This window comes from Mesorhizobium sp. WSM4836, from assembly GCF_055811815.1.
In genome coordinates, this window is record NZ_JBVVQF010000011.1 from 62,927 (window position 1) to 88,638 (window position 25,712).

Consider the following 25,712-nt stretch of genomic DNA (forward strand, 5'->3'; position numbering starts at 1 on the left):
GAGGCTTCCATTCTTGCTGTTTCGGAGCGCACCGACGATCGATCTTACTGGGCCCTGGAAACTCTCGCCGTTGCCGTAGGGCGGCCGACGAGCAAAACGGTGCGTTAACACGGTGCGGAGGTGCTTTCGACCTCCGCACCGCAGTGGCCACGCAATTTTCAGTTACCCATCATCTGCTTGGCGTTTTCCGGCGTGATTGCCGTCGTTGCCACGGTGACCGTTGGCTCGACGGATGTGGCGCAATCGAGAAGAACCGATTTCGCCATATCAATCGCCTCCTTGGCGCCCGTCGGATAAGTGAAGGTTGCAGCCCATTCGCCTTCGGCAACGGCTCGGATGCCGCCGGCAGGACCTGGCAGGCCGTCGGTGCCGATGATCTTGATCTGCCCTTCCTTGCCGGCGCCCTTGGCGGCAAGCCGCGCTCCCGCGGCCATCATGTCGTTGCTGGCATACACCATCTTGATATCGGGATTGGCCTGCAGCATGGCGGCAAACGCCGTCTGTGCCTTGTCCGGCAGCCAGTCCGCCGCCTGCTCGGCGACGACCTTGATCTTGTCGTTCTCCTTGACGCCGTCCTTGAAGCCGTTGAGCCGTTCCACGGCAGGGGTCGAACTGGGCAGCCCCTCCAGAACGGCAACTTCACCGCCGTCAGGAAGCAGTTTCGTGGCGGTGTATTTGCCGGCTTCGAAGGCGATCTTGTAATTGTCGCCGCCAATGAAGGCCGTGTAGTCCTTGCCCGGATCGCCGACTGTCTTGCGGTCGAGCTCGATGACGGGGATGCCGGCCTCCATGGCCCGCTTCACCGCCGGCGTCAGTGGCGATGCTTCGAAGGGCGATATCAGCAGCAGATCGATCTTCTGGGTGATGAAATTGTCGACCTGCGAGGTCTGGGTGTTCACGCTCCCGGCGCCATCAGCGATCTGCAAGGTGAACTGGGGCACTGCCTTGGCAGCGGCAGTGAGTTCGTCGTTGACGTGCTGGCGATATGGCTCGGCATTGTTGGCCTGAGAAAAGCCGACCACGAATTCGCCGGTCTTGGAGCAGGCCTTGACCAATGGGTCCGCAGCTTGAGCCCCGCCAGCGGCTGCGAGAAAGGTCCCGGCAAGCAGACACGTTCGCCAGGCCCTTTGTCTGCTATTGCGTGTGCTCCTGATACCCATGGTTGTTTCCTTCCTGTCGATGCCCTTGGCTCGACTGTTGGTTTGCTGAGCTTCACTCTCCCAATGCCGGGTAATCTGGCGCCAGGAGCCTTCCAATGTCGCCCACTTAACGGACCAGACCTTCGCGGCGACGGACGAGGGACTGAAGAACTGCCGCCAGGATGATGATCGCGGCTGTCGCGAGCAGTTGCAGGGCGGGCGTGATGTTGTTGAGCTGCAGGACGTTGGCGAGCGCGCCGAGCATGATCGTGCCGGCGACCGTGCCGACCATCGATCCGGCTCCGCCGAACAGGCTGGTGCCGCCGATGACGACCGCAGCGATGGCGGTAAGTTCGTAACCGGCGCCATCGTTGGCACTGCCGAAGTTGAACTGCCCTGCATGGACGATGCCGGCGAGAGCGGCCGCGAAGCCGGTGATCGCATAAACGGTGATCTTGACGGCGGACACCGGAATGCCCGAGAGGCGCGCCGCCCGCTCATTGCCGCCGACGGCAAAGACATAGCGGCCAAAGCGAGTGGTGTTGAGAACCACGGTGGCGATCGCCGCAAAAGCGATGAAGACGATGGTCGCCACCGGCACCACATTGTTGAACAGCCGCTCGCCCAGAATGGCAAACACCGGCGGGGCGAGCCCGGGTCCGTCGCCATAGGAGATGTTGATGTACTCGTTGCCCGAGACGACCAGGGCCAGACCGCGCGCGGCCTGAAGGCCCGCGAGGGTCACGATGAAGGGCTCGAGGCGGAAGCGCGTCGAGATTGAGCCCTGAACGGCACCGAAGACCACGCCGGCAAGAAGCACGGCAAGGATCGTCGGAACGAGGCCAACGCCGCCATTGATCATCATCGTGGCCGTGACGACACTGGCCAGGCCAAGCAAAGCGCCAACCGAGAGGTCGATCCCCGCAGTGATGATGACGAAAGTCATGCCGATCGCGATGATGCCGGTCTCGGACACGGCGCGTACGATGTTGGCGATGTTGTCCGGGGCGATAAACAGTATCTGTCCGTGCCGGCGCGGCGAGAAGATGATGCCGCCGATCACGACGACCACCAAGCCTATCAGGCTCTGGAAGCGGACGATGAGTGCAAGCGGATCGCGCCGCTTTCGAGCTGTCTTGCCGCTCGGCAGTTCGGTATCGGCCGTGCTGGTGTTGGACATCAGGGGGCCTTTCCGGTTGCGGCGGCAAGCACCGTATGTTCGTCGACGCCGCTTTTGAATTCCGCCACGTTGCACCCCTCCCGAAGAACCACGATACGATCGCATAGTCCGATCAACTCGGGCATTTCGCTCGAGGCGACGAGTATGCCGAGACCTTGCGATGCCAGATCACGAAGCCTCGCATAGATTTCCGCCTTAGCGCCGACATCCACCCCACGGGTAGGCTCGTCCAGCAGCAGCAGTCGAGGATTGCCAAGGATCTCCTTGGCGAGCACCACCTTCTGCTGATTGCCGCCCGACAACGCGCCGACCGGGATGGCCGCATTGCGCGGTCGTATGTCGAATTGGCCGAACGAGCGCGCCACCGCGGCTGCTTCACGTGCTATCGACACGAGGCCGCGCGGCGAGATGCGTCGCAGAACCGACATGACCAGGTTGCGGCCGACGGCCGTACGCAGCATCAGCCCGCTTCCTCGCCTGTCGTCGGTGACGAAGGCGACGCCAGCCCTGCGCGCAGCTCTGATAGACTCCAGCCGCACCGGGCGATCGTCGACCTCGACAGTGCCAGCCCAGCGGCCGGTCAGCCCTGTGCCGTACAGGGCGCTGAGCAATTCGGTACGCCCGGCCCCCATGACGCCTGCCAGCCCGACAACTTCGCCCTCATAAACATCGAGCGAAACCTTTTGGGGGGCCTGCCAGCCGGCGCTCGCTCTAACGGGATCGAAACGGGCGTCCTTGAGATGAAGGAGCCGGCGACCTGCGGTGCGCGTGCGTTTCGGATAAAGCTCTTCGAGGGGCCGGCCTACCAGAAGACGGACCAGGTCCGCCTGCGGCGCATCAGGAGCCGTCGTCCCGGCCACCCCGCCATCGCGCATAACTGTTACCCGGTTGGCGACTCGGGGAACCTCCTCAAGCCGATGCGAGATGTAGACGATGCCCACACCGGTGGCGCTGAGCTTGCGCATGATGGTGAAGAGCCGGTCGACCTCGCTGACTGTCAGGGCGGCCGTAGGCTCATCCATGATCAGGACACGCGACGCATAGGAAAGAGCCTTCACGATCGCCACCACCTGGCGATGGCCGATCGACAATTCGCCGACGGGCCGTTCGACATCGATATCGAGCTCGATTGCCGTCAGGCGGGTGCGGGCCTCTTCGCGCATGCTCGCAACGTCGAGGAAACCGCCAGGCTTCACCAACTCGCGGCCGAGAAAAAGATTGGCGGCAACATCGAGGCCCGGGACGAGGTCGAGTTCCTGAAAGATTGTGGCGATGCCAGCCGCCTGCGCTTCGCGCGGATTGGCAAAGTGCACCGGTATGCCATCGAACGTGATGGTTCCTTCGTCCGGAGCATGCACACCGGACAGGATGTTCATCAAGGTCGACTTGCCGGCGCCGTTTTCGCCCAGCAGGGCATGGATCTCGCCCGCCCGCAGTTCGAAATCGACGCCGCGCAAAGCGTGAACACCACCGAAGCGCTTGACTACGCCACTCATGATCAGAAGCGGCGCGGTCATGCCGGGCGCCCGCAAGACGCACGCAAGCGCAGGGTCGGCTCGAGGCGAACCGTCCGTCGCTGGCCGTCGGGTAGCTCGATCCGCTCGATCAGCAAAGCGGCGGCTTGCCTGCCCAACTCGTCGCAGGGCTGTTCGACCAGGGTCAGTCGCGGCTCGAAGTAGTCGGCCCATTCGAAATCATCAAAGCCGACGACCGAGAGGTCCTTGGGGACCGCGAGCCCGCGCTCGCGGACAGCTCGCATCACGCCGATTGTCGAGAGATTGTTGCCTGTCACCAGGGCAGTCGGGGGTAGGGGCAGCGACAGCAGGGCATGGGCGGCGGCGCTGGCACTAGCGGTGGTCGCGTTTCCCGTCACGATGTGATCGGGCACAAACTCCAGACCATTGGCCGCCAGCGCCGCGCGAAATCCTTCAATGCGTTCGAGCGTAGTGGCAAATCCCGGCTGTCCGGCAACAAAACCGATGCGGCGATGCCCGAACGACACGACGTGGTCGATCAGCGCGCGGATGGCATTGAAGTTTTGGACGCCGACCTGATCGAAGCGATCGTCGGGCAGCCGGTCGATCAAGACGCAGGGCAGGGACCGTGCCGAGAGATATCCCAATACGGCTTCCGGCGCGGCAGAGGGCGCCAAGATGATCCCGTCGACGCGTCGTTGGTGCAAGGCCTGGACAACAGCCAGTTCCTTGTCCGGATCGTCCTGGGTATCGGACAGGAACACCATGAGCCCGAGCTGGGCGCACTCTGTCTCGACAGCGCAGATGATGTCGCTGAAATACGGGTTCGAGATCGCCGAAATGGCCAGGCCGACGCTGCTGGTCGATGCCCGCTTCAGCGAGCGTGCGACATTGTTGGGCGTATAGCCGAGAGCAGCGATCGCGTCGGTCACCGACCGGGCGGTGAGGGGGGAGACATAGCGGGTTCGATTGACGACGTGCGAAACGGTCGACACCGACACGCCTGCCCTGCGCGCGACCTCAACGATTGTCGTCATCGCAGAGCCGTCGCATTCGACATGGTGACGCGCACGTACGCTCCTCGAACTTTGCGTTTCCCGATCTCACAATCTCTGAATCCGCCTGAAGCGGTTGCTGTGACTTACCCGACGCTAGCGCCATCGAAACGTTTGCGCAACCGTTTTTCTGGCCTGGAATGACGTTCGCGGCGCCAGACATGCAGCCGATGCCTGCTTCGGAACGCACCACCGGTTTCGTTGTGGCTAGCTGCGAGCGTCCAGTTCACGAGGTCGGCCGACCGGTATAGATTGCGGCGAACGCCGAGCCGATTAAGGAGTTATCCACTTGACAAGCATTGTTGGGGAGGCCGTCCCGGATCGCGGTCGCACTACTTACGATCTCGGCGCGACCGCCATCTTTGCTTCCAAATCAGACCCGCGCTTTCACTATTGCCTGTATGTGCCTCCCGCGGTTGGGGAAGGTGCCAAAGTCGACCTGATGGTCGCCGTCCATGGCACCGGCCGCACCTCTTTTCTTGGATTCCGCGACGCGTTCTCCGAGTTCGGACGCTGGAACGGCTGCGCCGTTTTATGTCCACTGTTTCCAATCGGCGTTCTCGGCGATGATGCCCGCAGCGGGTACAAATATCTGCTCGAGGGCAACATACGCTACGATCAGGTGCTGCTCGCCATGATTGACGAGGTCAGCGCCAAATACAGTCAGGATTGGAGCCGCTTTGCCATGTTCGGATTTTCCGGCGGCGGGCATTTCACGCATCGTTTCGCTATCCTGCATCCCGACAGGCTCTGGGCGGCCTCAATCGGCGCGCCAGGCTCGGTGACCTTGCTCGATCCGACGCGTGACTGGTGGGTGGGCATTCGCGATCTGCCGGAAAAATTCGGCGTCACCTTCGATGCCGCAGCGCTGGCAAAAGTGCCTTTCCAGATGATCGTCGGCGACGCCGACCTGGAGACTTGGGAAATCACTCATGTCCAAGGCAGCACCCATTGGATGCCGGGCGCCAACGATGCCGGGCGAACACGGCCGGAACGGCTCATGGCATTGTGTCGATCGTTCGAGGAGGCGGGTGCGCGCGTGCGCTTCGATTTGCTGCCAGGCGTATCTCATGAACGGGACGCGGTTCTCGATTCGGTCAAGGATTTCCTCGCCCAACAACTCAAGGAACGAGGGAACGTGTCACCATGAATCGTTGCGCCCCAGCCCCGTGAGGAGGTCACGGCAATCAAAGCCGACCGGGTCGCTCGCATTCAATCCTGCTGCCGCTCCCGATAACTAGAGCAACGCTTCGTAACGATCGCCGATCTTGTCGACTGTGAAATCCGCCGCCCTGCTTTTCAGGACGGCAGCCGGGGTGGGGTGGTCCAGCATCTCGGCCATCGCCTTCGCCAGGGCCGCGGCGTCACCGACCGGCACCAAAGTGCCGAAGCCGCCGTCATCGAGAATCTCGCGCGGGCCATGCGGAGCATCGGTGGAGATTACCGGTACACCGGCAGCCATGGCTTCGACCAACACATTGCCGAAGCCCTCGCTGGTCGATGATAGAACGAACAGATCGGCCACGGCATAGCATGCCGCGGGATCGTTGACATAGCCGGCAAAAAGCACGTCCGCCCCTATGCCGGTCTCTTCGGCATGGGCGTGCAGTTCGGCAGCCAGCGGACCTTCGCCGAAGATGATAAGCCGGGCAGGGCGGCCGGCGCGCAGGGCAGCGAAGGCCCGCAACAAAGTCCGGTGGTCCTTGACCGGCACGAGGCGCCCGGCGGTGGCGATGACCGGGCCATCGCCCATCGCCGCCAATGCTGTCTGCCAGGCATGGGAATTGCCCTGCGGTGCTTCAGCCGGCGGCAGCGGGTTGTTGATGACGACGATCTTGGATTCGGGAAAGCCGCGGGCGGCGATGTCACGGCCGACACCCGCCGAAACGGCGATGGCTTTGGTTGCGCGCGTTGCAACCAGCGCGGAAAGCCAGATCGCCAGCCTGGCGCCGAAGCCGCTGGCAGGCAGCGAGGCGGCGGCGTGGAAGCTTGGAAAGAATTTTGCCCGGCTTCTGGCCAACATGAGTGACAGCGCCATCACCAGATTGGCGAATTCCGGGGCGCTATAGACCGCATCAGGATCAAGGCGGCGGAACAAATTTGCGCTTCGCGCTATGCCTTTCAGCGTTGCCGACTTGGCGTAACCCTCGCCGCGCAAGAGAAGGCCGAAGTCGACCAGATGCACGGCGGCGGAGCGCAGCGCGGCGTTAGGCCCTGCCGCGTTCCAGGTAAAAAGCGTGACCTCGTGCCCACGCGACGCCAGTTCATTTGCCATCAGAACGAAGACACGTTCGGCGCCGCCGCCCCTCAGGCTGGCGATGTGGAAAACGATGCGCTTGGCCATGCCCTGTGCTTCAGGCTCGGCTGGCGGCAAGGCCTGATCGGTTCGGCGGCCGGCGCATGTCGCGGATAATGCCCATGCCGATCGCCAGCAGCATGCCGAGGGCAAAGCCTGCGAACGCTCCTGCGCCTGCCACCAGGGCAGGGCGTGGTGGCCATGAGCGCCCTGGTGGCGGCACCGCGGTCGAAATCACCTGTACGTTTGTGGTGTCGATCTGCTCGCGCTCGCTGATTTGGCGCGCACGGGACAGGAAGCTCTCGTAGACCGCTCGCTTGGAGGCGGCATCGCGTTCAAGCTCACGCAGGGCGACTTCGGACTCGCTGTCGGTGAAAACATTGCTCTTCAGATCGTTCATCCTGGCGTTGAGAGAAGCCAAGGAGGCCCTGGCCTTGTCCAGGCTGGCCTTTGCCGTGCCGACGGTGCGAGAGAACTCGGCCCGGAGTTGCGAGTTGACGGTCTCGAGCTCCGTCCTGAGCCTCACAATTGTCGGGTGGCGCGGACCGAAGGTCATCGACTGTGAATCGATCTGCTGCCGCAGGCTGTTTGACCTGTCGCGCAACGCCGCGAGCGCTTCCGAAACCGTGGGGTCGGGATTGGCCCCATTTATGCCGGAGGCCACCAGGGCGTCGTAGCTTGCCTGTGCGGCGATCACGCGCGATTGCGCATCGACGATTTCGCCATTGAGCTGCGTCAGCGTCTGCGAACTGACGAGCTGGCCATTGCTGGACGACAGGTTGTGGCTGCGCCTGTAGCTCTCGACCTTCTCTTCGGCAGCCTGCACGTCGCTCTTGAGTTGACCAAGCCGGCTGTCAAGAGCAGCCGCGGCACGGCTGGCGCCGGCAGCTTCGGCCTTGGCCAGTTCTTCCTGGAAGTTTTTAACTATTGCCTGCGAGATCAGGATCGCCTTGGCGGTGGTTTCCGCAGATACCGAGAGGGTTGTGACGAACGAGGTCGGGTCCGCGATGGCGCCTACCCGGTCCGCCAGGTTCTTCAAGGCGATGAGCCTGGGGTCGGGCTTCGCCACAGCGCCAGACGAGGATGTGCTCCGGTCCGGATCGAAAAACTCTGGATCGTGAGTCAGATTCAGTTCGTCCACCACACGGGAAAGCACGTTGCCCGAGGTCAGGATGCGCTGCTTGCTGCGCGTGCTGAGCAACTGGCTATCGACCTGGCCCGGTTGCGAATAGAGGTCGTTTTCCACAACCTGCAAATTGGATGGGTTGATGAGGACCTCGCTCGTGACGGTGTAACGCTGTTTGCTCAGCAATGCATAGGCGCCGCCGACAATGCCGCCGATGACCGCCAGCATCAACGCTAGGGCGAGGCCGGCCCGCAGCCAGACGAACAGGCGTCGAAAATCGAGCTCGAGGAAATCGCCGATCTTGTCCAGGGTCACCGTCGCGACAGGCTCTGGAGCTTGCGGCGTCACCGGCGCTGAGCTTAGCGCCGCGACCGGGCCACGCTGTTGCAGCATTGCCCTGCGCCGTGCATTGGCAATACGCTCGAATGCACTGTTGTTGGAAGCCGTCGCGGAGATTGGGGGTGTGTCGGAACCGGCAGACATGGTGACAACCCTTGTTAAATCATTACGCTTGGCCTGCTGTACAGAAACATCGTTAACATCTTATTTTCCAAGTTGGCCCATTTTGCCGTTCATACACCCGTCTGTCCGGCGGACGTTGAAGGGATTCCGTTGCCCAGAATGCCGTTCGAATATCGCCATTTGGATGGGCCATGAGCTATCCCCCTGCCGCTTCGGAACGATTATCGTCCAGCCGAGCGCGCCGTCAGAACGCGCTGTCGCTGCTGTTTTTCCTATGCGCCGCGTTCGCGCTCCTGCTTCGCTTTACGGTGTCGCCGCAGGTGATGAACATGGTCGTCGACTATACGGCCCAAGGAGGCTCGTTCTACGAAAAGCTGCATTTCGGCACATATGCGATTATCCTGCTGCTTCCCATCGTTCTTTTCAGCCGGCCGTTTCTGCTGCACGGCGACGAAATTGGAATATTCAAGGCGTTGGTCCGCTATTCGGTGCTGATGTTCGCGCTGGTGCCCTATCTGTTCGTTACCGGCCGTGCGGGCTCCTCCGGGTTCATCATCGATACCTATCTGGTGGCCGGAGCCACAGGCCTGTTGATGCTGGCATTGAATGCAGAGGTGCGGCGGGCGTTGGGAGACGTCGTGCTTGGAATGGCGATCCTGAGCGCTGTCATCGGCACCTTCGAGGCGGTGACTCAACATCGGTTGTTGCCCTATGGCTTGAACGAACTGCAATTCAGGCCAACTGGCCTGTCGGCCCATCCGCTGGCACTGGGCGCGCTCTGCGCCACAACCATCGGATTCGTGCCGCTGACGCACTGGCGCATCTGGGTGCGGGTCATGGCGATCTTCCTCTTGTTCATCGGTTGCGCTGCGTCAGGCGCTCGCGCTGCGCTGATGCTCGCCACGGCGGAAATCCTCATTCTGCTGCTGTTCGTGCCCTGGCCGGGCCTATCGCTCACATACGAGCGGCAGGCCAAATTTGCCGTACTTATGTTCACCGTCACGGGTGGCGCGGTGCTCGTGGCAGTACTGTTTGCGGGTGGTCTGCTGAATCGGTTCAGCAACACCATCTTCGACGAAAACTTCATGGCCCGGGTGACGATTTACCAGGTGTTCGGACTGGTCAGCTGGAACGACATCCTGTTCGGCATGAACGTTGACGACCTGCTGGCGATCGTCCGGCAGAAGCTGCATCTGCCCTACATCGAAAGCGCGCCGGTGGTAATTATCTTGCTCTTCGGCCTGCCCATAGCCCTGCTGTTTATAGCGCTGATATTCTGGTTCGTCTTCCGGCTGCTGCGCGGGGCGCCGCTGCCGGCATGGATCGGCACTATAACGTTCTTGCTTGCCGCGCTGTCAAATAACGCGCTTTCGTCAAAAACGCCGGATATGACGATCATCGTGGTGTTGCTGCTTGCCTACAGGAACCAGCCCTACAGAAACCAGCCGGAGAGCATGTCTTCGCTCGCTGCATTCCAACCTGAAGCCGGCTGAGATCCGTTAAGCACGGGCCTCAAATCCGGTCAGCTGGCGCTGTCCACGACCTCGACACGTCCCGCGCGGTTGAGCGTGTGAATGCCGAACCGAGCCCATGCCGTCCCGGGATCGATTGGGTGGGGCAGTTCGAAACGGACGTCGAAATCATCAAGCCGATCCAGTCGCATCAAGCCCAGGCCGCCGCCATAGGCTCTCGAGCCGTTTTGCACCGGCAGCAGCAGCGAGCCGTCCTGGCGGATAAAGGCGCCGCCGGGCCGAGTGGCCGAGTGATCGACGGCGACCGGATTGAGCGCGTGCGCAGCCCAGGGCCCACGCAGCGCCGGAGCGGAATAGACGGCCATCGTGTCGGATGCGCTGCCGTGACCGAACCGCTCAGTCCCCAACAGCCAGAAGCGGCCGTCGGATTCGAGCAGCGTGGCGTCGTTGAAATCCCTGTCCGTCATCAGCACCGTATCGCGTACCCAGCGATCCGGAAACTGCACGGCACGGTAGAGCACCAGTTCTCGCGCCGTAGCGCTTTCAGGGATCATGAAAATCTCGCCGGCGTAAGCGAACACCTGCGGATATGACAGGTGATGCGCTTCCTCCAGCACCATTTTCGGCACCCCGAAAGTGCCGTCGGTGCCAAGTTCGGCGACAGAAATCACGCCGCGGCCGATGCCGTAGGGGAACTCCTCGACAAAAAGAAAGTGGCGGCCGTCGCGCTCGAGAACGAACGGATCGGCGTAGAATCGCTGCCCGTCATCGGCAAGCACGGTGAACGGCTTGCCATCCAGCTGTCCGGTTTCGGCGACGCCTGGACCGTCGATCAGCCGGTAAGCAACCTGCCAATAGAAGGGACGCCGACCACGTCGCAGTTTTTGCACGGCGCGGTCGAGCAATCCCCTGCCGAAAAAGGGCAGATAATGCCTGATAAATCCGCCTTTCTGCAGGGGCGGCGCCGGGCTCTCGGCAATCGGCGCAAGTTTGCCCGCGGAAAAGCGGGCGACGCATTGGGCAATCAGGGAGATGGCGCCGGCGAGCAGCTCGTTGCTGCCGCGCGACAGCCATAGCCGATCGCTGATCATCGGCCGCGCCCTGGCGACGGCAACGCCGTCGAGGCGCGCGGTGAGTTCTGGCAAGCGCCCGCTCGCCAGCATCTCGGTCATGCCCGCGGCAAAGCTGCTGTGGCCGCAAAATTCGATTGTCAGGACAGGCGTAGCCCGTCGTGCGGCGGTAGCGGTAAGATCGACTATAAGGTCGACTGGGCCGGTATTGCCGGACGGCAACGGCCCGGAGCGGCTTGCCAGCGAGGAGCCGAAGCGCCGGCCCTCGAGCGCCAGCACATTATCCATCGTGCGCCCATTGGGTTCAGGCGTCGGCGAGCGGCTACTCGAAATCGCATGTCCAGCCGCACTCAACCGCGCCAGAAGCTCATTTTCCCAGCGCCGGGATGCGTCGGCGTGGCCGATGATTAAAATATTAGTCAATCCAATATATTCTTTTTCAAGACTACTGCCATAGACTACTTGTCAGCCCAACCTTTCACAAGAGTTAAGCCGGGAGAACGCGGCCTTGGTTGTTAATCATATATTAAGAATTGAGATCACGAAGACGGTTTCCGGCGCTAGTATGGCTCTTGCGGGCAATAGTCGGCATGTCCCGAGGGCTGCAGGCGACCAGGATCACCGATGAACGTCCTTTCACACCCAAAACTGCCGTCCAGGCAGAAACTGCTGATCGTGTTCGGCACGAGGCCGGAGGCACTCAAATGCTTTCCAGTGGCGCGTGCCGCCCTTGCTCATCCAGGCTTCATCACCGAAATATGCATAACCGCCCAGCATCGTGAAATGGTCGACCAGGTTGTGGAGCTGACCGGCCTGCCTGTGCATCACGATCTCAACATCATGCAACCCGGCCAGTCACTGTTCGACGTGACCTCGCGCGTGCTCCTGGGCATGGCCGAGGTACTGGACAAAGCAAAGCCCGATATCGTCATGGTGCAGGGCGACACCACGACGGCGATGGCCGCGGCTCTGGCTGCCTTCTACAAGCGTATCCCGGTCGCTCATGTCGAAGCAGGATTGCGCAGCCACAACATCAACTCGCCCTTCCCCGAAGAACTGAACCGCAAGATTGCCGGCGACATCGCCAAGTGGCATTTTGCGCCGACCGTTCAGGCGCGCGACAACCTCATCGCCGAAGGAAAGCCCGAAAGCACCATCTTCGTGACCGGCAACACGGTGATCGACACGCTGTTGCATTTTTCAAGCGCGATCGATGCCGACAGGCTGATGAACGCGAAGCTCGCGGCCCGCTTTCCCTTCCTCGACCATTCCAAGAAGATGATCCTCGTTACCGGCCATCGCCGCGAGAATTTCGACGGCGGCATCCAGCGCATCTGTACGGCGTTGAAGGGACTGGCGGCACGCGGAGACGTGCAGATCGTCTACCCGGTGCATCCAAACCCCAATGTGCGCTCGGTGGTCAACGCAGAGCTGGAAGGTGTGCCGAATATCCATCTGGTCGAGCCGCAGGACTATCTGCCGTTCCTGTACTTGCAGAAGCAGAGCTATCTCGTCCTTACCGATAGCGGCGGCGTGCAGGAAGAAGCGCCCTCGCTCGGCAAGCCGGTGCTGGTGATGCGCGAGAATACCGAGCGACCCGAGGGGATCGTGGCCGGCACCGCCCGTCTTGTCGGCACCGATGTCGAGAAAATCCTGTTCAACGCCAATCGCCTGCTCGACGATCAGGCTGCCTATCGCGGCATGGCGGAACGACACAACCCCTATGGCGATGGCCGGGCCAGTAACCGGATTGTTGAGGAACTGCTGCATCATGGCTGAAATCAAGACCGTTTCCGTAATCGGCATGGGCTATATCGGCCTGCCGACCTGCGCCATTTTCGCCAGCCGCGGGCTCAACGTCGTTGGCGTCGATGTCAACGGAGCGGTGGTCGAGAAGGTCAACCGCGGCGAAATCCACATCGTCGAGCCGGACCTCGACGGCCTGATCCAAAAGGTCGTGGCAAACGGCAAGCTCATGGCCTACAGCACGCCGCAGCCGGCGGACGCGTATATCATCGCCGTGCCGACCCCGATGACGCACGACCATAAGCCGGACGTGACCTACGTGCTCGCCGCGGCACGAAGCATCGCCCCGGTGCTGAAGCGGGGAGACCTGGTGGTGTTGGAATCGACATCGCCGGTCGGAACCACGCGTATCATGACCAGGCTGCTTGCCGAGCTGCGGCCCGATCTCAAATTTCCTGTCCAGCACGGCGAAGACGCCGATGTGCTGGTTGCCTATTCGCCCGAGCGCGTGCTGCCGGGAAAGGTGCTGACCGAGCTGATCAACAACGATCGCTCGATCGGCGGATTGTCCCGCAAATCGTCGGAACGGACAGCGGCACTCTATTCGACCTTCGTCACCGGCGACCTGTTCATGACGACGGCCGAAAGTGCTGAGCTGGTGAAATTGACGGAGAACGCGTTCCGCGACGTCAATATCGCCTTTGCCAACGAGCTTGCCGCAGTATGTCAGGACCTGTCGCTCAATGTATGGGAAGTGATCGATCTCGCCAATCGGCACCCTCGCGTGAACATCCTCCAGCCGAGCCCGGGCGTTGGCGGTCACTGCATTGCGGTCGATCCGTATTTTATCATCGATGCGGCGCCCAACAGCACGCGGCTGATGGCTTCGGCACGCCGGATCAATTCCGAGCGGCCCATGTCGGTGGTCAGGGATATCGAGGCCTTGCTCGACCCCTCCCGCAAACAGACAATCGCCTGTCTTGGCCTCAGCTTCAAAGCCAATATCGACGATTTGCGCGAGAGCCCGGCCGTCGAGGTGGTGAAGCTTCTGTCCGACATCCCCAATGTGAAGATCATTGCGGCTGAACCCAACACAAATGCGCTGCCGCATGAGCTCGAGGGCAGGGGCATCGTGTTCACCGACGCACTTTCGGCCATCGACAAATCCGATATCGTCGTCCTCCTGGTCGACCATCGGCAATTCAATCTGGTCGACCCCGAAGCGCTCAAGGACAGGAAGCTCGTCGATACGAGGGGCCTGTGGACGTGGCGCAAGGCACGCAAGCCTGACGCCCGCATCGAAGGCAAGAAACCAGAGGTCGCACAAGTGACGCTTGCAAGGGAGCAGGCCGCATGAACGCGCACGCCCCGGCATGGGCGCAGCATTCCCTGTTGGCATCACGGCGCCGGGAGTTCCTTGGCGCACCTATCCATGCGCTGACCATGGCAGAGACGCTGGCCATCGCCGACGAGGCGATGACCCTGCAGCGGCCGCTGCATCATGTGGTCGTGAACGTCGCCAAGCTGGTGACAATGCGCCAGAATGCCGAACTGCGCGAGGACGTGGCAGGGGCTGACGTGGTCAATGTCGACGGCATCGGCGTGCTTTGGGGTGCACGTCTGTGCGGCGTTGCGCTGCCCGAGCGGGTCGCGGGCGTCGACATCATGACCAATCTGCTGAGCCTCTGCGCGAAGCGTGGGTTCAGGCCGTATCTGCTGGGGGCCGAACAGCACGTTCTGGACGCGGTTGCAGCGAGACTTGCCAAAGACCATCCGAGCCTCAGCATAGCGGGAATGCGCAATGGATATTTCAAGCCGGAGGACGAGGCCGGGATCGTCACGGCGATCAACGTCTCGGACGCCGACTGCCTGCTGGTGGCCATGCCGACACCGCGCAAGGAGCGCTTTCTCAAACGCTACCGCGGTGAACTCGCCCCAAGCTTCGTGATGGGCGTGGGTGGCAGTTTCGACGTCTATGGCGGCAAGGTTGCCCGTGCGCCGAAGCTGATACAAGCGACCGGCCTGGAGTGGCTGTTCCGCGTAGTGCAGGAGCCGCGACGCTTGTGGCGCCGCTACTACGAGACCAACACTGCCTATGCCGGGCTGCTGTGCCGGGAGTTCTGGGAGCGTCGCTGGCGCCGAAACGCCGGTTTGTAGTTTCGCGTTCACCCACAAAACAGGCGTTGGCCCTGGACTTCGCTTTATGCGATCCGTAGCCGCGCCCGCAGCTGGGCAACGAATTGCGTCGCTGCCACAGGGTGGAACAACGAGGTCAGCCCGAAGAAGACCGCAGCTCCGGCGGTGCCGCCAGCGACAAGCGAGAAGATTGCCGGCACGTCGCCGGCCACCATGCTTGCAAGCTTGGCGGCCACCCCGGTGCTGACCGAGATGATGACCGAAACACCGATGTCGCGCCACGGCACCGGCACCGGCGTGAGCCGCTCGCTGATGATGATGCAGGTTATCGAGCCCACCACCGAGCCGCCCGCCAGCGCCAAAGCGGCGCCGACCTCCGCCATCGGGGGGATCAACAGCAGGGACAATGCGATCGTAGCCATGGACCCGAAGAGATTGGCGATGATCAGCAGCCACGGCCGCTTGTGCGCGTGCACCACGACGCCATAGACGAAGCTGGTGAGGTTGGCGCACAGCACGCTGAAGGCAATGATCGGGAACAGCAGGCCGAAGCGGCCGTGATATTGCGAGGGCAGCATGAGTTCGGTGATATCGCTGCTGAGCGCGACCAGCATCGCTGCAATCGGCAGGCAAAGTCGCATCATCAGCGCCATCAGCTGCGACAGCAGCCGACCCGACGCCGCGGGCCCGTCCTCGTCGAACCGGCTGACCACCTCGGGAAAGGCGCCCATGTTGATGGCGTTGGCGACCATGTCGATCGGCTGGCGGGCCAGCGCATAGGCTGCGGCGAAAATCGCCACGGCGCTGGCATCGTAATAGATTTTGAGGAACAGACGCTCCGCGCTGTTGAGCCCGAAGCCTACCAGCGCCATGATGATCAGCGGCACACCGAGCGCAAAGAAGTCCCTGTGGCTGAAGCGCGGCGGACCGGTAACGACGCGCCGGGATGCCATGATGCCTGCCACGATGCCGGCAATCAAGGCGCCGAGGCTCGAGCCGAGCGAGACCGTCAGGAAGCTATCCTGAAAGACAAGGATGGCGCCGATCGGCAACGCGAGTTGCAGCAGGGCACGCAGGGCTTCTAGCATCGAATAGACCGAATGGCGCTGCTGCATCTGCAGCACCGTCAACGCGAAGCGGCTGATGGACCCGGCGACCAGATAGCCGCAGACCGCGATCGCGAACTCGACCCAGCGTTCAGGCACGATCACCGCCGACGCGCCTATCGATATGACCAGCGCCAGCGCCGTGGTGGCAAGCAACACCTGCCCGGCCAGCATCAGGCTGCCGCGGCTGACCTCGCCCTTGCCGCCAAGCCTGAGCAAGGCGATGCGCAGCCAGTTGGTGACGGCAATGTCGGTCATTTCACCGACGGTCACCACCAGGGTGAGCAGGCCATACTCGGTCTGGTCGATCAAACGCGTCACGACCACCAGCAGGAGCAGCGCCGAAATTCGCGTCAGCAGGATCGCCGGAGCATAAATGAGCGTGGAACGGAGCAGCAAGGGCGTTTCCCTGGAAAACTCACCTTCGACTAGCCGCCGACTGGCGGAAAATCCAGCGCGATGACGGCGAAGAGTGAACAGATTCAGTTTGAACTAAAAGATTTGCCGTAAACCTTATCGGGAACGTTTGCTTTGCAGTTACCCGGTCTGTGTTATTTAGAGTACCATCATGTTGCAGCGCCTCATATCCGATCGAAAAATACATGTCCTGGTCGCGACGCCGTCGGGTGTTTCGGGGCAGGGCGGCATCGACCGCATCATGGGGGCGCTGAAGCAGGAGTTCGAACGGCAAGAAATCGCCGACATCGATGTGTGCTTCCTTGCCAGCCGTGGCCCGGGCCATGTCGGACTTTCGATCTTCTATATGCTCGGCTTTTGCTTACGGATGCTTAAAGCGCGTCTGGCTGGACGCGCCGATGTCATTCATATCAACATCTCAGTTTCCGGCAGTACCTACCGCAAGATGGTGATCGCCGCCTGCGCACGGCTGCTGTCGATACCCTATGTCCTGCATTTGCACGGGGCGCAGTATCAGACATTCTGGAAAGCCGACCGCGGTTTCATAAGCCGCCGTATCAAAGCTCTGTTCGAGCGTGCCGATCGGGTGATCGTTTTGGGCAGGCTTTGGCGCGATTTCGTCGCCGGTCGGGCGCCGGGCGCAGCTGGCAATATCGTAATCGTCCCCAATGCGACCGAAGTCCCGTCGCTGGCGTATGTCGGCGGCGGCGACCATGTGCATATTCTGTTTCTGGGCCGCATCGGCGACCGCAAGGGCGTACCGCAATTGTTGGACGCGCTGCACCGCATGAACCCTGTCAAGAATTGGCGCGCGACGATTGCCGGCGATGGCGAAGTCGAGGCGGCACGGGCAAAATCAGCCGGACTGGGAATTGCAGACCGGACCGCCTTTCCGGGCTGGGTGGGATCAGACGATGTCGCCTCGCTGATCTCTTCGGCCGATATTCTGGTTCTCCCCTCCTTCGCCGAAAATCTGCCGATGTCGGTGATCGAAGGCATGGCAGCCGGTTTGGCGGTGGTGGCGACGCCGGTTGGCGCGGTCGAAGACATAATTACCGACGGGCAATCCGGACTGCTGGTGCCGCCAGGCGATATTACAGCGTTGACCGACGCGTTGAGCCGCCTCGTGGAGAACCCGGCACTGAGGGCAAGGCTTGGTGCCGGTGCCATGGCCGTGCATCGGGAACGGCTTGAGCTCGCCCCGTTTGTCGGCGCAATCTGCGATGTCTGGCGGTCGGCCGCGTCAAGCCGTCAACCGGTCAAGCACTGAGGCCGATGATCGCGGCGGCGCTTCGAGCCTGAATTCGCGGTGGAATATCTCCAAATTCAGCAGCGCCCATATAACCTTTTCGTGGTCGGCGGCACGCGTGGTGTGTTCCGAGACGATTTGATCAAGCTGTTTCGGACTCAGATAGCTGCGAATAACCGAATGAGAGGAGCAAAGATGGTCATGCACGTAGTTCCTCATCGATCCGCGAAACCATTCGGCGACCGGTACCTTGAAGCCGAGCTTGCGGCGGCTGAGAATTTCCTCCGGAAGGATGTTGGCCATGCTGTCGCGCAGGATCTGCTTGCTGTGCAACCAACCCAGCCTGTAGCGATCGGGCAATTTGCTGACGAACGAGACCAGATCGCGATCGAGGAACGGCATTCTTCCTTCGATTGAACCGGCCATCATCATGTGGTCGCCTCGTTCCAGGAGATTGTCGGGCAGCCACGACGTCTGATCGAAAAACAGCACGCGGCGAAGATGGGAGGCCGCAGCGCTTGACGAGAACGGAAACTCGTTGCGCTCATAACGGCGATCTGCGGACGCACCGATCAGGCAGGCGCGCTCTCGCGCCGACACGGCTCCAAACCATGAGACCATCCGGGCGGCAAAGTTCCTTTCGCCCGCGGTGCGGCCAAACGTATCGAGCTTGGCCGACGCGCCCGGCGTCGACCGTACCAAAGGAGAAAGGACGTTATCGTGCAGCGAGGCTGGAACAAGCGACTGGTAGATCCCGGCCAGTGATTCCGCGCGATGCTTGGGATAGCCGCCGAGAATCTCGTCGGCTCCTTCCCCGGTGAGCACCATCTTGACGTCTTGCGAGGCTCGCTCCGACATCAGGTAAATTGGAATATCGCTGCTTTGCGAAACAGGTGCCCCGCGTTGGCGAACCATCGCCGGCAGATGATCCATCAGATCGCCTGGCTGGACGACAAGTTCGCAATGATCGGTCTTGAAATGATCGGCAACGCGCCGGGCGAATGCAAGTTCGCTATAGGCTGCGTCGTCGAACCCGACAGAAAACGTGCGAATGGGCGTGACGCTATGCCCGGCCATCAGCGCGACGATAGCCGAGGAGTCGAGCCCTCCGGAGAGAAAGGCCCCAAAAGGTGCATCGCTGCGCATCCTGATCTCGACGGAATGGTCGAGCAGTTCCAGAAATCGCCGCTTGGCGGTTTTTCCGTCGATCCGCTCGGTTAGGGCCGCCTGGTCCGGAGGCGTATAGTAGCGCGTTTCCTTGACTACCCCTTGCGACCAGACAGCATAGCTTCCGGGATTGAGCTTGCGGATCTGTTTAAAAAGCGTGCGTGGTCCCGGCACATAACGCCAGTGCAGATACTCGTCCACGGCATCCAGGTCGAGTTGCTGCGCATCTTGCTGCGACGACAACAATGCGTTGATCTCCGAGGCAAACAGCAGCAATTTTTCGCTTTGCATGAGGTAAAGCGGCTTTTCCCCGAAGGGATCCCGGCCAAGGATCAATTCCTGCCTCTGAGGATCCCACAGGGCAAAGGCGAACATGCCGCTCAGCCGGTCGAACATGGACAAGTGCCACTGATCGTAGGCTCGAAGCAGCATCTCGGTATCGGAGCGCGTTCGAAAATGATGGCCAAGGCCGATCAGTTCCTGGCGCAGCTCGACATAGTTATATATCTCGCCGTTAAAAATTATCCTGAGAAGGCCGTCCTCAATCTGCATCGGTTGGTTCGACTCGGGCGTCAAGTCAATAATCGCCAGGCGACGATGGACCAAAGCCAATTGTTCTTCGCCGGTATTCAGGTCCAGTATCTCGGTGCCTTCGGCATCGGGACCGCGATGCCGCAATGCGTTCGACATTCTGGCGGCCTGCTCTTGTGGATTTCCGGCCCTTCGACCGATCCATCCGGCAATTCCACACATTGTTCCCCCTGGGCGCGCGCATTCCTCCACTCCAGTACGACAAATGTGTTTAAACCCTTCGTGCCAACACAACCCAACCGGGAGAAAGCTGCCGCAGGCCGTTCGCCTGGCGGTCAGGATTTGCCACCGGCTGCTTAACGGTGAGGGGCTGTCGGCACCTATGGCAGGCCCAATGCCTGCAGCATCTCCGGGTCGGGTACCGGGGGGCCATCGGGCAGGATGAGGCTCATCCCATAGGGATTGGAGAACTCCCAGACAGACCATGGGATCGCGAAGCGTTCGGCCTCTTGGCGCACTGCCTTGAGATAGCGCGAACGGTCGGCCTCGTAGGCGCCCATGCGGCCGTCCGCGGACATGAGGATAGCGCCGAATTCGCCGATGAAGAGCCGCCGGCTGGGAATGCCATGGCCTTCAACCCAGTCGACAGCCTGGCGAAAGCTCGCCTCCAGTTGGCTTCGGCCCCAGTTTTCCTCGAAATATTTGGATATTGCTTCGCTCGCTGTGGCCATATTCATCACCTGCTCGACCCTGCTCAAGCCGGCAGCTTCCATCCGCGCTCTAAGGGTTTCGGTCACCACTTCGGGTGTACTGCTGTCGGCCGGCCATGGAAGTCCCGAAGCAAAGCTGGTTGTGTCATCGGGCCGCTGGTGGGTGAAGCTGTGCGGCTCATACATATGGAAGCTGTAATAGAGGTTTGGGTCATCAAAGCCGGGCCTGAGGTTGACCAGTCCGGCAATGCTGCCGCCGCAGGCGCCGGTTGCAACGATGGTAAGTTCGCTGCTGACCGCTCGAATGTCGTGGACGGTCCCTGCCATGATCCGCTGCCAGTCATCGCTGCCGTTCGCATCGCAAGGGTAGTATGCGGGCTCGTTGTAAGGTTCGAGGGCGACTTTGTCGGGGCCTATCTTGACCAGCATGGCGGCGACCGCCACAACCATTTGACGATAGCGGGCAACGCCCTCGCTGTCAGCGCCGCCATAGATCATCTCCATGCTGTAGTCGGGAACCTGAGTGACGCCATGCAGGTCGAAAACCACCTTGAGGCCGGTCGACGTGATCCGCTCGACGGCGGCGGCAAGTATGTCCAGCGCCTGCTGCCGCTTGGCGCCCTCGCTGGCAAGCAGCGGCCCGGGATCGACGCTCAGCCGGACGAAGTCGAAGCCCATCGATCGGATGTGGGCAAACACCTCCCCGGACGGCCAGTCGGTGAGCGGCCTGCTTCCCGCAAGCCAGTCCTTTTCGCTGCGATAGGGCGGCCAAACGTAGATTCCGTCTTTGTCCACAGGCGACCAGTTGAGCCACTGATGCACGCCAACGCCGCGCTTGAGAGGGATGGGCGCTGCCTCGGCACCCACAAGCAAGGCGAGCACCCAGGCAACAACATATACTGCTTTTCCCATCGCTCCCTCCGTATGGTCGCGGGAGATATTAACCGCAACGAATGGGGAAAAAGATTGCCGGCCCGCAGCTTTTCGACGGCATGGTATACAAGGACCGAAACCCGGACGGAGCCTGCATGAGAATCGGCTGGTACATCAACCGATTGCGCAGTATGGGGCCGGCCGAGGTGTTGCACCGGCTCGGCGAGCAACGTCGAAGGGTCGCGTCGCGCCGTCGCGATGATGGGTGGGAGCGCTATCCATCGCCGCAGTTGCACCCAGTGCTGCCCGGATTTCGCCATGCTGCGCTGGCAGCGACCGACGCTCAACGGCAAGCCATAAAGGCGGCCGCGCAAGAGATGCTTCAGGGCCGGTTTTCGGCACTCGGGCGGACATGGCCAAAGCGTGAGCCCGATCTTTTGTTTCCTGCTGAGCTTTGGCGCCTTGATCCGGTGACCGGCAGGCTTTGGCCTGGCCCCGAGGCTCATACTTTCGATATCGATTTTCGCGATGGCGGCGATCTTGGCGATATAAAATATGTCTGGGAAATCAACCGGCTGCAGCAATTGCCAGTACTGGCTGCACACCTGCTCCTCAGCGAGGACAATCGAGCCCGGAGTGCCATCGGGGCTGCAATCGGCAGTTGGCATGCCGCCAATCCGCCGTTCCGAGGCATTGGCTGGGCTTCCGGCATCGAAGTAGCGCTGCGCGCCATCAGCCTGATTGTCACCCTGGACCTCGTCGGTGACCGGCTTGAACCGGCGACGCTGCGGAAAGCTGGTGAGATACTCGCGGCAAGCGCCTATTGGCTGCCGCGGTTTCCGTCGCGATATTCCTCCGCCAACAACCATCTCGTCGCAGAGTTGGCTGGCGAATATCTGGCTGGCCTCGCGCTCGGGGCCGAATCCGAAATTGCCCGCAGCGCCCTCTTGAAGGAGGCGCACAAGCAGATTCTTGTCGACGGCGCCGGTGCCGAGCAAACGCCGACCTATGCAGCCTTCAGCGCCGAACTCATCTTGCTTTGCGCCGCCGCGGCACGCCAGGCGGGAACGCCGTTTCCCTCGGCTGTCGAAGCGCGTCTGGGCGCTTTCGCCAATTTCGTCGGCTGGCTGCCACAAAGAGCCGCCCGCTTCGGCGACGACGATGAGGGGAATGTGCTGAAGCTGGGCGACGAGCCGAACTATGTCCGATCCGTCGCGGCCGCCATCCACGGCTTATTGGGGACGCCGGGCAACGCGCCGGAGCCCGACGACTTTCGTTCGCTTTTCTTTGGTGCGCCGTCGGGCCCGGCGCCCGCGGTGCATGGTTTGCAGACATTCGCGCAAGGCGGGCTCTCAGTCTGGCGCGGAGCAATGAATGGCCGCAATGTCGAACTGGCGTTCGATCATGGACCGCTGGGCTATCTCTCGATAGCGGCGCACGGCCATGCCGACGCGCTGTCGCTTACCCTGTGCATCGACGGTGAGCCGGTGCTGGTCGATCCCGGCACCTGGCTCTACGGTTCGGGAGGCGCGTGGCGCGACTGGTTCCGTTCCACACCGGCGCACAACACGCTGAATATCGAGGGTAAAAGCCAAAGCACCATCGCTGGGAATTTCAACTGGTCGCACAAGGCAGTCGCAGCGCTGGTGGAGAGCGAGCCGGGAACGCACTGGAGGCTGAGCGCCCGGCATGATGGCTATAGAAGTCGCTTTGGCGTCGTCCATCAGCGCACTTTGGCGCGCCAGGCCGATGGCATCCTCATCACCGACCAACTGCTCGGCGGCAGGCGCCAGTCCGAGGTCGTCTTCCAACTGGCAGCCGGCCTCCATGCCGACCGGCACGAAAACACGGTCACGGTGTTGCGCGGCGACGAGGCGCTGTTGGCCATCCGCTTTCCTGATGCTGCGCTCGATATCGGCGCCGGCGGTGACATGCCGGGCCAAGGTGGTTGGGTCTCACTGCGTTTTGGCACTAGGCAGCAAGCCGAACGGCTCGCTTGGCACGGTGAAGTGGGTGAAGCCGGGATCGATATACATCTTGCCCCAATTCACCCGCCGCAACAGCAAAAACCAGCGCCAACGTAGAGTTGCCGGGCGAGTTCCAGCCGTATTCGACATTAATTACGTTTGGACATTTAGCGGTTTCGTTACCGTTGGTCTGCTAGTCTCATAGCATCCAGCCTGCTTTGCCCGTTGCGTCCGCAACAGCCACTGATTGCAGGCGGCGTAGCGGGTTGGCGGGAATTTCGTGCTTTGCATTCGCCAGATCGCCTTCTTACGACCCCAGACTGCCTTCTTACGACCAGGAGCCGCTGCAACGATGTTTTCCGAATTTGCCAGAGCGATTGTGGAAAAGGTTTCGAACGTCAATCTGACCACGCTCGGCCTGCTTCTCCTCACCGCATTGGGCAGCGCGGTGATCGCTTACTGGCGAACTGCCGAACATAAGTCCCTCAGGGACTTTTTCGACTTCGCCTTCCCACAGGAAGTCATCCTGCACCCGTCGGCGCGAGCCGACGCCCTGTTCTGGATCACGAAACGGGCGATGATGCCTTTCCTGCTTATTCCTGCCGGCGTCACCTTCGTCGTCGCGGTGGGCTATGGCACACGCGAGGCAATTGGCTGGCTTCTTAACGTCCAAGCGCCGCTTCTCGGCGGCCCGGCGGGACCGGTGACGATCGTCATCTTCACAGCAACCATGCTGGTCGCCTATGATATCTCATACTACCTCTACCACGTCGCCCAGCACCGCTTCCCGTTCCTATGGGAATTGCACAAGGTGCATCATTCGGCCGAGGTGATGGTGGGGATCACCAAGGACCGGGTTCATCCGCTGGACGATCTGATGAACCGTATGTGGGATGGCATCATCCCGGGCATCTGCTTCGGCATCTGGAGCCTGATTGCACTCGACCCGATAGAGGTCGCTATCTTCGGCATCAATGTCTACATCATCCGCAACATCCTGATGATGGACTTTGTTCGCCATACGCATCTCAAGATCTCGTTCGGCCCGTTGAACAACATCATCCTGTGTCCGCACTGGCACCAGGTGCATCACAGTATCGATCCACGTCATTATGACAAGAATTTCGGCCTGCTTTTTTCGTTCTGGGATCGGCTGTTCGGAACGCAGTTTGTGCCGGAGCCGGATGAAGACCTGAAGTTTGGCCTGGTCGATCGCGACGTGCGCGATTATCAGTCGCTGTTTGGGCTCTACATCCTGCCGCTCAAGAAGATGGCAAGGCATGTCATGCGACTGTTTCAAAGGCGGCCCAATGTGGTCGCCCAGCCACAGGACAGTTCGCCTTCATGAACACCGTTGTTTCCATCGAGGCGCTGGGCGCCGAACGCCTGGAAATCGTCCGTTCGGCGGATCGCCTGGCTTCGGTCGAAGCCGCCTGGATGGAGCTTTGGCATCGTACCGACGGGCTGATCTTTCAAAGCCATGCCTGGATTTCGGCGTGGTGGAGTACCGTGCAACGCCGTGACCAGCGCGCGTTGCGAATCGGCCTGGTCTGGAAGGGCGAGAAACTCGTTGCCGTCGTTCCGCTGGCGATCGGCAGGCGCAGGGGGCTGCGGTTTCTCGAATGGGCGGCCGGCAGCTATACCGACTATGGGGACATTCTCGTCGCCCCGGAATGCTCGTTGTCGGCGCTGCAGGAGCTGTGGACCCAACTCTGCGAGGCGGGTGGCTTCGATCTTGCCTTGATCAGTCGCCTCTCGCCGGATGCGGCGGCCCGCAAAATTTTCACGCCGGGAGCTTCCGGCGGCATCAGGCTTCGTCCCTTTCACCGAACGGAAGTCAGCTATCGCGTTGGCGGACAATGGAAAAGCGGAGCGGCATGGTTCGCGGACCAGTCGAAAAAGACGCGCCAGAACTATCGGCGCGGCATAAAAGCGCTGGAAGAAACCGGAGAGGTGAGATTTCGCCTGCTTGCGCCCGACGAGCCGCTCCAACCCGTACTGGAACGGCTCGCGGTCTTGAAGCGGAAATGGCTGACCGAGCGCATGCGTGAGTCCGACCTTTTCGACGAGGGCGTACCTGTACTCGCCGCGCTGGTCGATGCATTGGCGCGCGCCGGAGTGCTGCATGTCTTCGTCCTCGAATGCAGCGGCGCGATGGTCGCGGTGTCCATCAACTTCGTGCAGCGCGGCGTGATGATGGCTTTCGTGACCACCTTCGATCCGGATTTCAGCCGGGCGTCGCCGGGCGTGGTCCTGTTGATGGACTATGTACAGTGGTCGATCGATCACGGCTTGAGCATGGTCGATTTCCTCTGCGGCGCAGAGTCGTTCAAACACAAGTTTGCAACGCAGGGCGTTACCCTGGACTCCGTCATCGGGACGCGCACGGCACAGGGCGCGCTTGCATCTCTTGCAGATCGTATTCGTCAGACCGTCAGGCATATGCGGGAGCGTTCATCGGCACCACCAGAGGGACGCGATACGCCCGCTCAAGCCGAAGCAGCCTTGGACTAGCCGGACGGAAAACCGTTCACA

19 protein-coding genes are annotated in these 25,712 nt (G+C 61.5%); 9 read left to right on the top strand and 10 right to left on the bottom strand.

The genetic code is table 11. The annotated features are described in order from the left end of the window. Window positions 1–158 precede the first annotated feature (158 nt). From AC0L2P_RS15080 to AC0L2P_RS15095, 4 genes are all read right to left on the bottom strand, one after another. Entirely contained in the window at window positions 159–1,160 is a 1,002-nt protein-coding gene (locus AC0L2P_RS15080; RefSeq protein WP_473502094.1) for a substrate-binding domain-containing protein, read from the bottom strand. 106 nt (window positions 1,161–1,266) lie between these two features. Further along, window positions 1,267–2,319, bottom strand: a complete 1,053-nt coding sequence (locus AC0L2P_RS15085; RefSeq protein ID WP_473502095.1) for an ABC transporter permease — start codon at window positions 2,317–2,319, stop codon at window positions 1,267–1,269. Next, a complete protein-coding gene (locus AC0L2P_RS15090) occupies window positions 2,319–3,836 on the bottom strand; it encodes a sugar ABC transporter ATP-binding protein (RefSeq protein ID WP_473502096.1) in 1,518 nt (505 codons plus the stop codon). Before AC0L2P_RS15090 ends, AC0L2P_RS15085 begins: the two co-directional genes overlap by 1 nt. Continuing rightward, window positions 3,833–4,831, bottom strand: a complete 999-nt coding sequence (locus AC0L2P_RS15095; RefSeq protein WP_473502097.1) for a LacI family DNA-binding transcriptional regulator — start codon at window positions 4,829–4,831, stop codon at window positions 3,833–3,835. The genes AC0L2P_RS15090 and AC0L2P_RS15095 overlap by 4 nt, the downstream gene beginning before the upstream one ends. Window positions 4,832–5,138: 307 nt before the next feature. Here AC0L2P_RS15095 and AC0L2P_RS15100 point away from each other — a divergent pair, with 307 nt between their 5' ends. Beyond that, complete coding sequence (locus AC0L2P_RS15100) at window positions 5,139–5,999, top strand: alpha/beta hydrolase (RefSeq protein WP_473502098.1); 861 nt, start codon at window positions 5,139–5,141, stop codon at window positions 5,997–5,999. A gap of 87 nt (window positions 6,000–6,086) precedes the next feature. On the opposite strand, the gene AC0L2P_RS15105 is transcribed toward AC0L2P_RS15100, so the two are convergent. Both AC0L2P_RS15105 and AC0L2P_RS15110 read right to left on the bottom strand, forming a co-directional pair. Beyond that, window positions 6,087–7,193, bottom strand: a complete 1,107-nt coding sequence (locus AC0L2P_RS15105; RefSeq protein WP_473502100.1) for a glycosyltransferase — start codon at window positions 7,191–7,193, stop codon at window positions 6,087–6,089. 10 nt (window positions 7,194–7,203) lie between these two features. After that, window positions 7,204–8,754 carry a GumC family protein gene (locus AC0L2P_RS15110; protein WP_473502101.1) on the bottom strand — a complete coding sequence of 517 codons (1,551 nt, stop codon included), beginning with the start codon at window positions 8,752–8,754 and terminating at the stop codon, window positions 7,204–7,206. A 170-nt stretch (window positions 8,755–8,924) separates the two neighbouring features. Here AC0L2P_RS15110 and AC0L2P_RS15115 point away from each other — a divergent pair, with 170 nt between their 5' ends. Further along, window positions 8,925–10,226 carry a VpsF family polysaccharide biosynthesis protein gene (locus tag AC0L2P_RS15115; RefSeq protein ID WP_473502102.1) on the top strand — a complete coding sequence of 434 codons (1,302 nt, stop codon included), beginning with the start codon at window positions 8,925–8,927 and terminating at the stop codon, window positions 10,224–10,226. A gap of 29 nt (window positions 10,227–10,255) precedes the next feature. Here AC0L2P_RS15115 and AC0L2P_RS15120 read toward each other — a convergent pair whose 3' ends face one another. Beyond that, window positions 10,256–11,563: a glucosamine inositolphosphorylceramide transferase family protein gene (locus tag AC0L2P_RS15120; protein WP_473502103.1), complete on the bottom strand. Its 1,308-nt coding sequence runs from the start codon at window positions 11,561–11,563 to the stop codon at window positions 10,256–10,258. 336 nt (window positions 11,564–11,899) lie between these two features. Here AC0L2P_RS15120 and wecB point away from each other — a divergent pair, with 336 nt between their 5' ends. From wecB to AC0L2P_RS15135, 3 genes are read left to right on the top strand one after another with little or no spacing between them, the layout of a single operon-like run. Continuing rightward, window positions 11,900–13,054 (top strand): non-hydrolyzing UDP-N-acetylglucosamine 2-epimerase, encoded by a 1,155-nt coding sequence (gene wecB, locus AC0L2P_RS15125; RefSeq protein ID WP_473502104.1) that lies wholly within the window; start codon window positions 11,900–11,902, stop codon window positions 13,052–13,054. Beyond that, the gene (gene wecC, locus AC0L2P_RS15130) at window positions 13,047–14,378 is read left to right on the top strand and encodes a UDP-N-acetyl-D-mannosamine dehydrogenase (RefSeq protein ID WP_473502105.1); all 1,332 of its coding nucleotides are present in this window, start codon (window positions 13,047–13,049) and stop codon (window positions 14,376–14,378) included. The genes wecB and wecC overlap by 8 nt, the downstream gene beginning before the upstream one ends. Further along, window positions 14,375–15,178, top strand: coding sequence for a WecB/TagA/CpsF family glycosyltransferase (locus AC0L2P_RS15135; protein ID WP_473502107.1), 804 nt, complete (start codon window positions 14,375–14,377; stop codon window positions 15,176–15,178). Before wecC ends, AC0L2P_RS15135 begins: the two co-directional genes overlap by 4 nt. 44 nt (window positions 15,179–15,222) lie before the next feature. On the opposite strand, the gene AC0L2P_RS15140 is transcribed toward AC0L2P_RS15135, so the two are convergent. After that, the gene (locus AC0L2P_RS15140) at window positions 15,223–16,662 is read right to left on the bottom strand and encodes a lipopolysaccharide biosynthesis protein (protein ID WP_473502108.1); all 1,440 of its coding nucleotides are present in this window, start codon (window positions 16,660–16,662) and stop codon (window positions 15,223–15,225) included. A gap of 169 nt (window positions 16,663–16,831) precedes the next feature. On the opposite strand from AC0L2P_RS15140, the gene AC0L2P_RS15145 reads away from it, so the two are divergent. Further along, window positions 16,832–17,950, top strand: a complete 1,119-nt coding sequence (locus tag AC0L2P_RS15145; RefSeq protein WP_473502110.1) for a glycosyltransferase family 4 protein — start codon at window positions 16,832–16,834, stop codon at window positions 17,948–17,950. On the opposite strand, the gene asnB is transcribed toward AC0L2P_RS15145, so the two are convergent. Then, window positions 17,924–19,849 carry an asparagine synthase (glutamine-hydrolyzing) gene (gene asnB / locus AC0L2P_RS15150; protein WP_473502111.1) on the bottom strand — a complete coding sequence of 642 codons (1,926 nt, stop codon included), beginning with the start codon at window positions 19,847–19,849 and terminating at the stop codon, window positions 17,924–17,926. The two genes, AC0L2P_RS15145 and asnB, sit on opposite strands and share 27 nt — an antisense overlap. Before the next feature lie 158 nt (window positions 19,850–20,007). Further along, on the bottom strand, window positions 20,008–21,249 hold the full coding sequence (locus AC0L2P_RS15155; RefSeq protein ID WP_473502112.1) for a glycoside hydrolase family 5 protein: 1,242 nt from the start codon (window positions 21,247–21,249) through the stop codon (window positions 20,008–20,010). A gap of 116 nt (window positions 21,250–21,365) precedes the next feature. Between AC0L2P_RS15155 and AC0L2P_RS15160 the strand changes: the two genes are divergently transcribed. From AC0L2P_RS15160 to AC0L2P_RS15170, 3 genes are all read left to right on the top strand, one after another. Next, window positions 21,366–23,294, top strand: a complete 1,929-nt coding sequence (locus AC0L2P_RS15160) for a heparinase II/III family protein (protein WP_473502113.1) — start codon at window positions 21,366–21,368, stop codon at window positions 23,292–23,294. Window positions 23,295–23,529: 235 nt separating this feature from the next. After that, entirely contained in the window at window positions 23,530–24,525 is a 996-nt protein-coding gene (locus AC0L2P_RS15165) for a sterol desaturase family protein (protein ID WP_473502114.1), read from the top strand. Beyond that, window positions 24,522–25,691 carry a GNAT family N-acetyltransferase gene (locus tag AC0L2P_RS15170; protein WP_473502115.1) on the top strand — a complete coding sequence of 390 codons (1,170 nt, stop codon included), beginning with the start codon at window positions 24,522–24,524 and terminating at the stop codon, window positions 25,689–25,691. The genes AC0L2P_RS15165 and AC0L2P_RS15170 overlap by 4 nt, the downstream gene beginning before the upstream one ends. Window positions 25,692–25,712 lie beyond the last annotated feature (21 nt).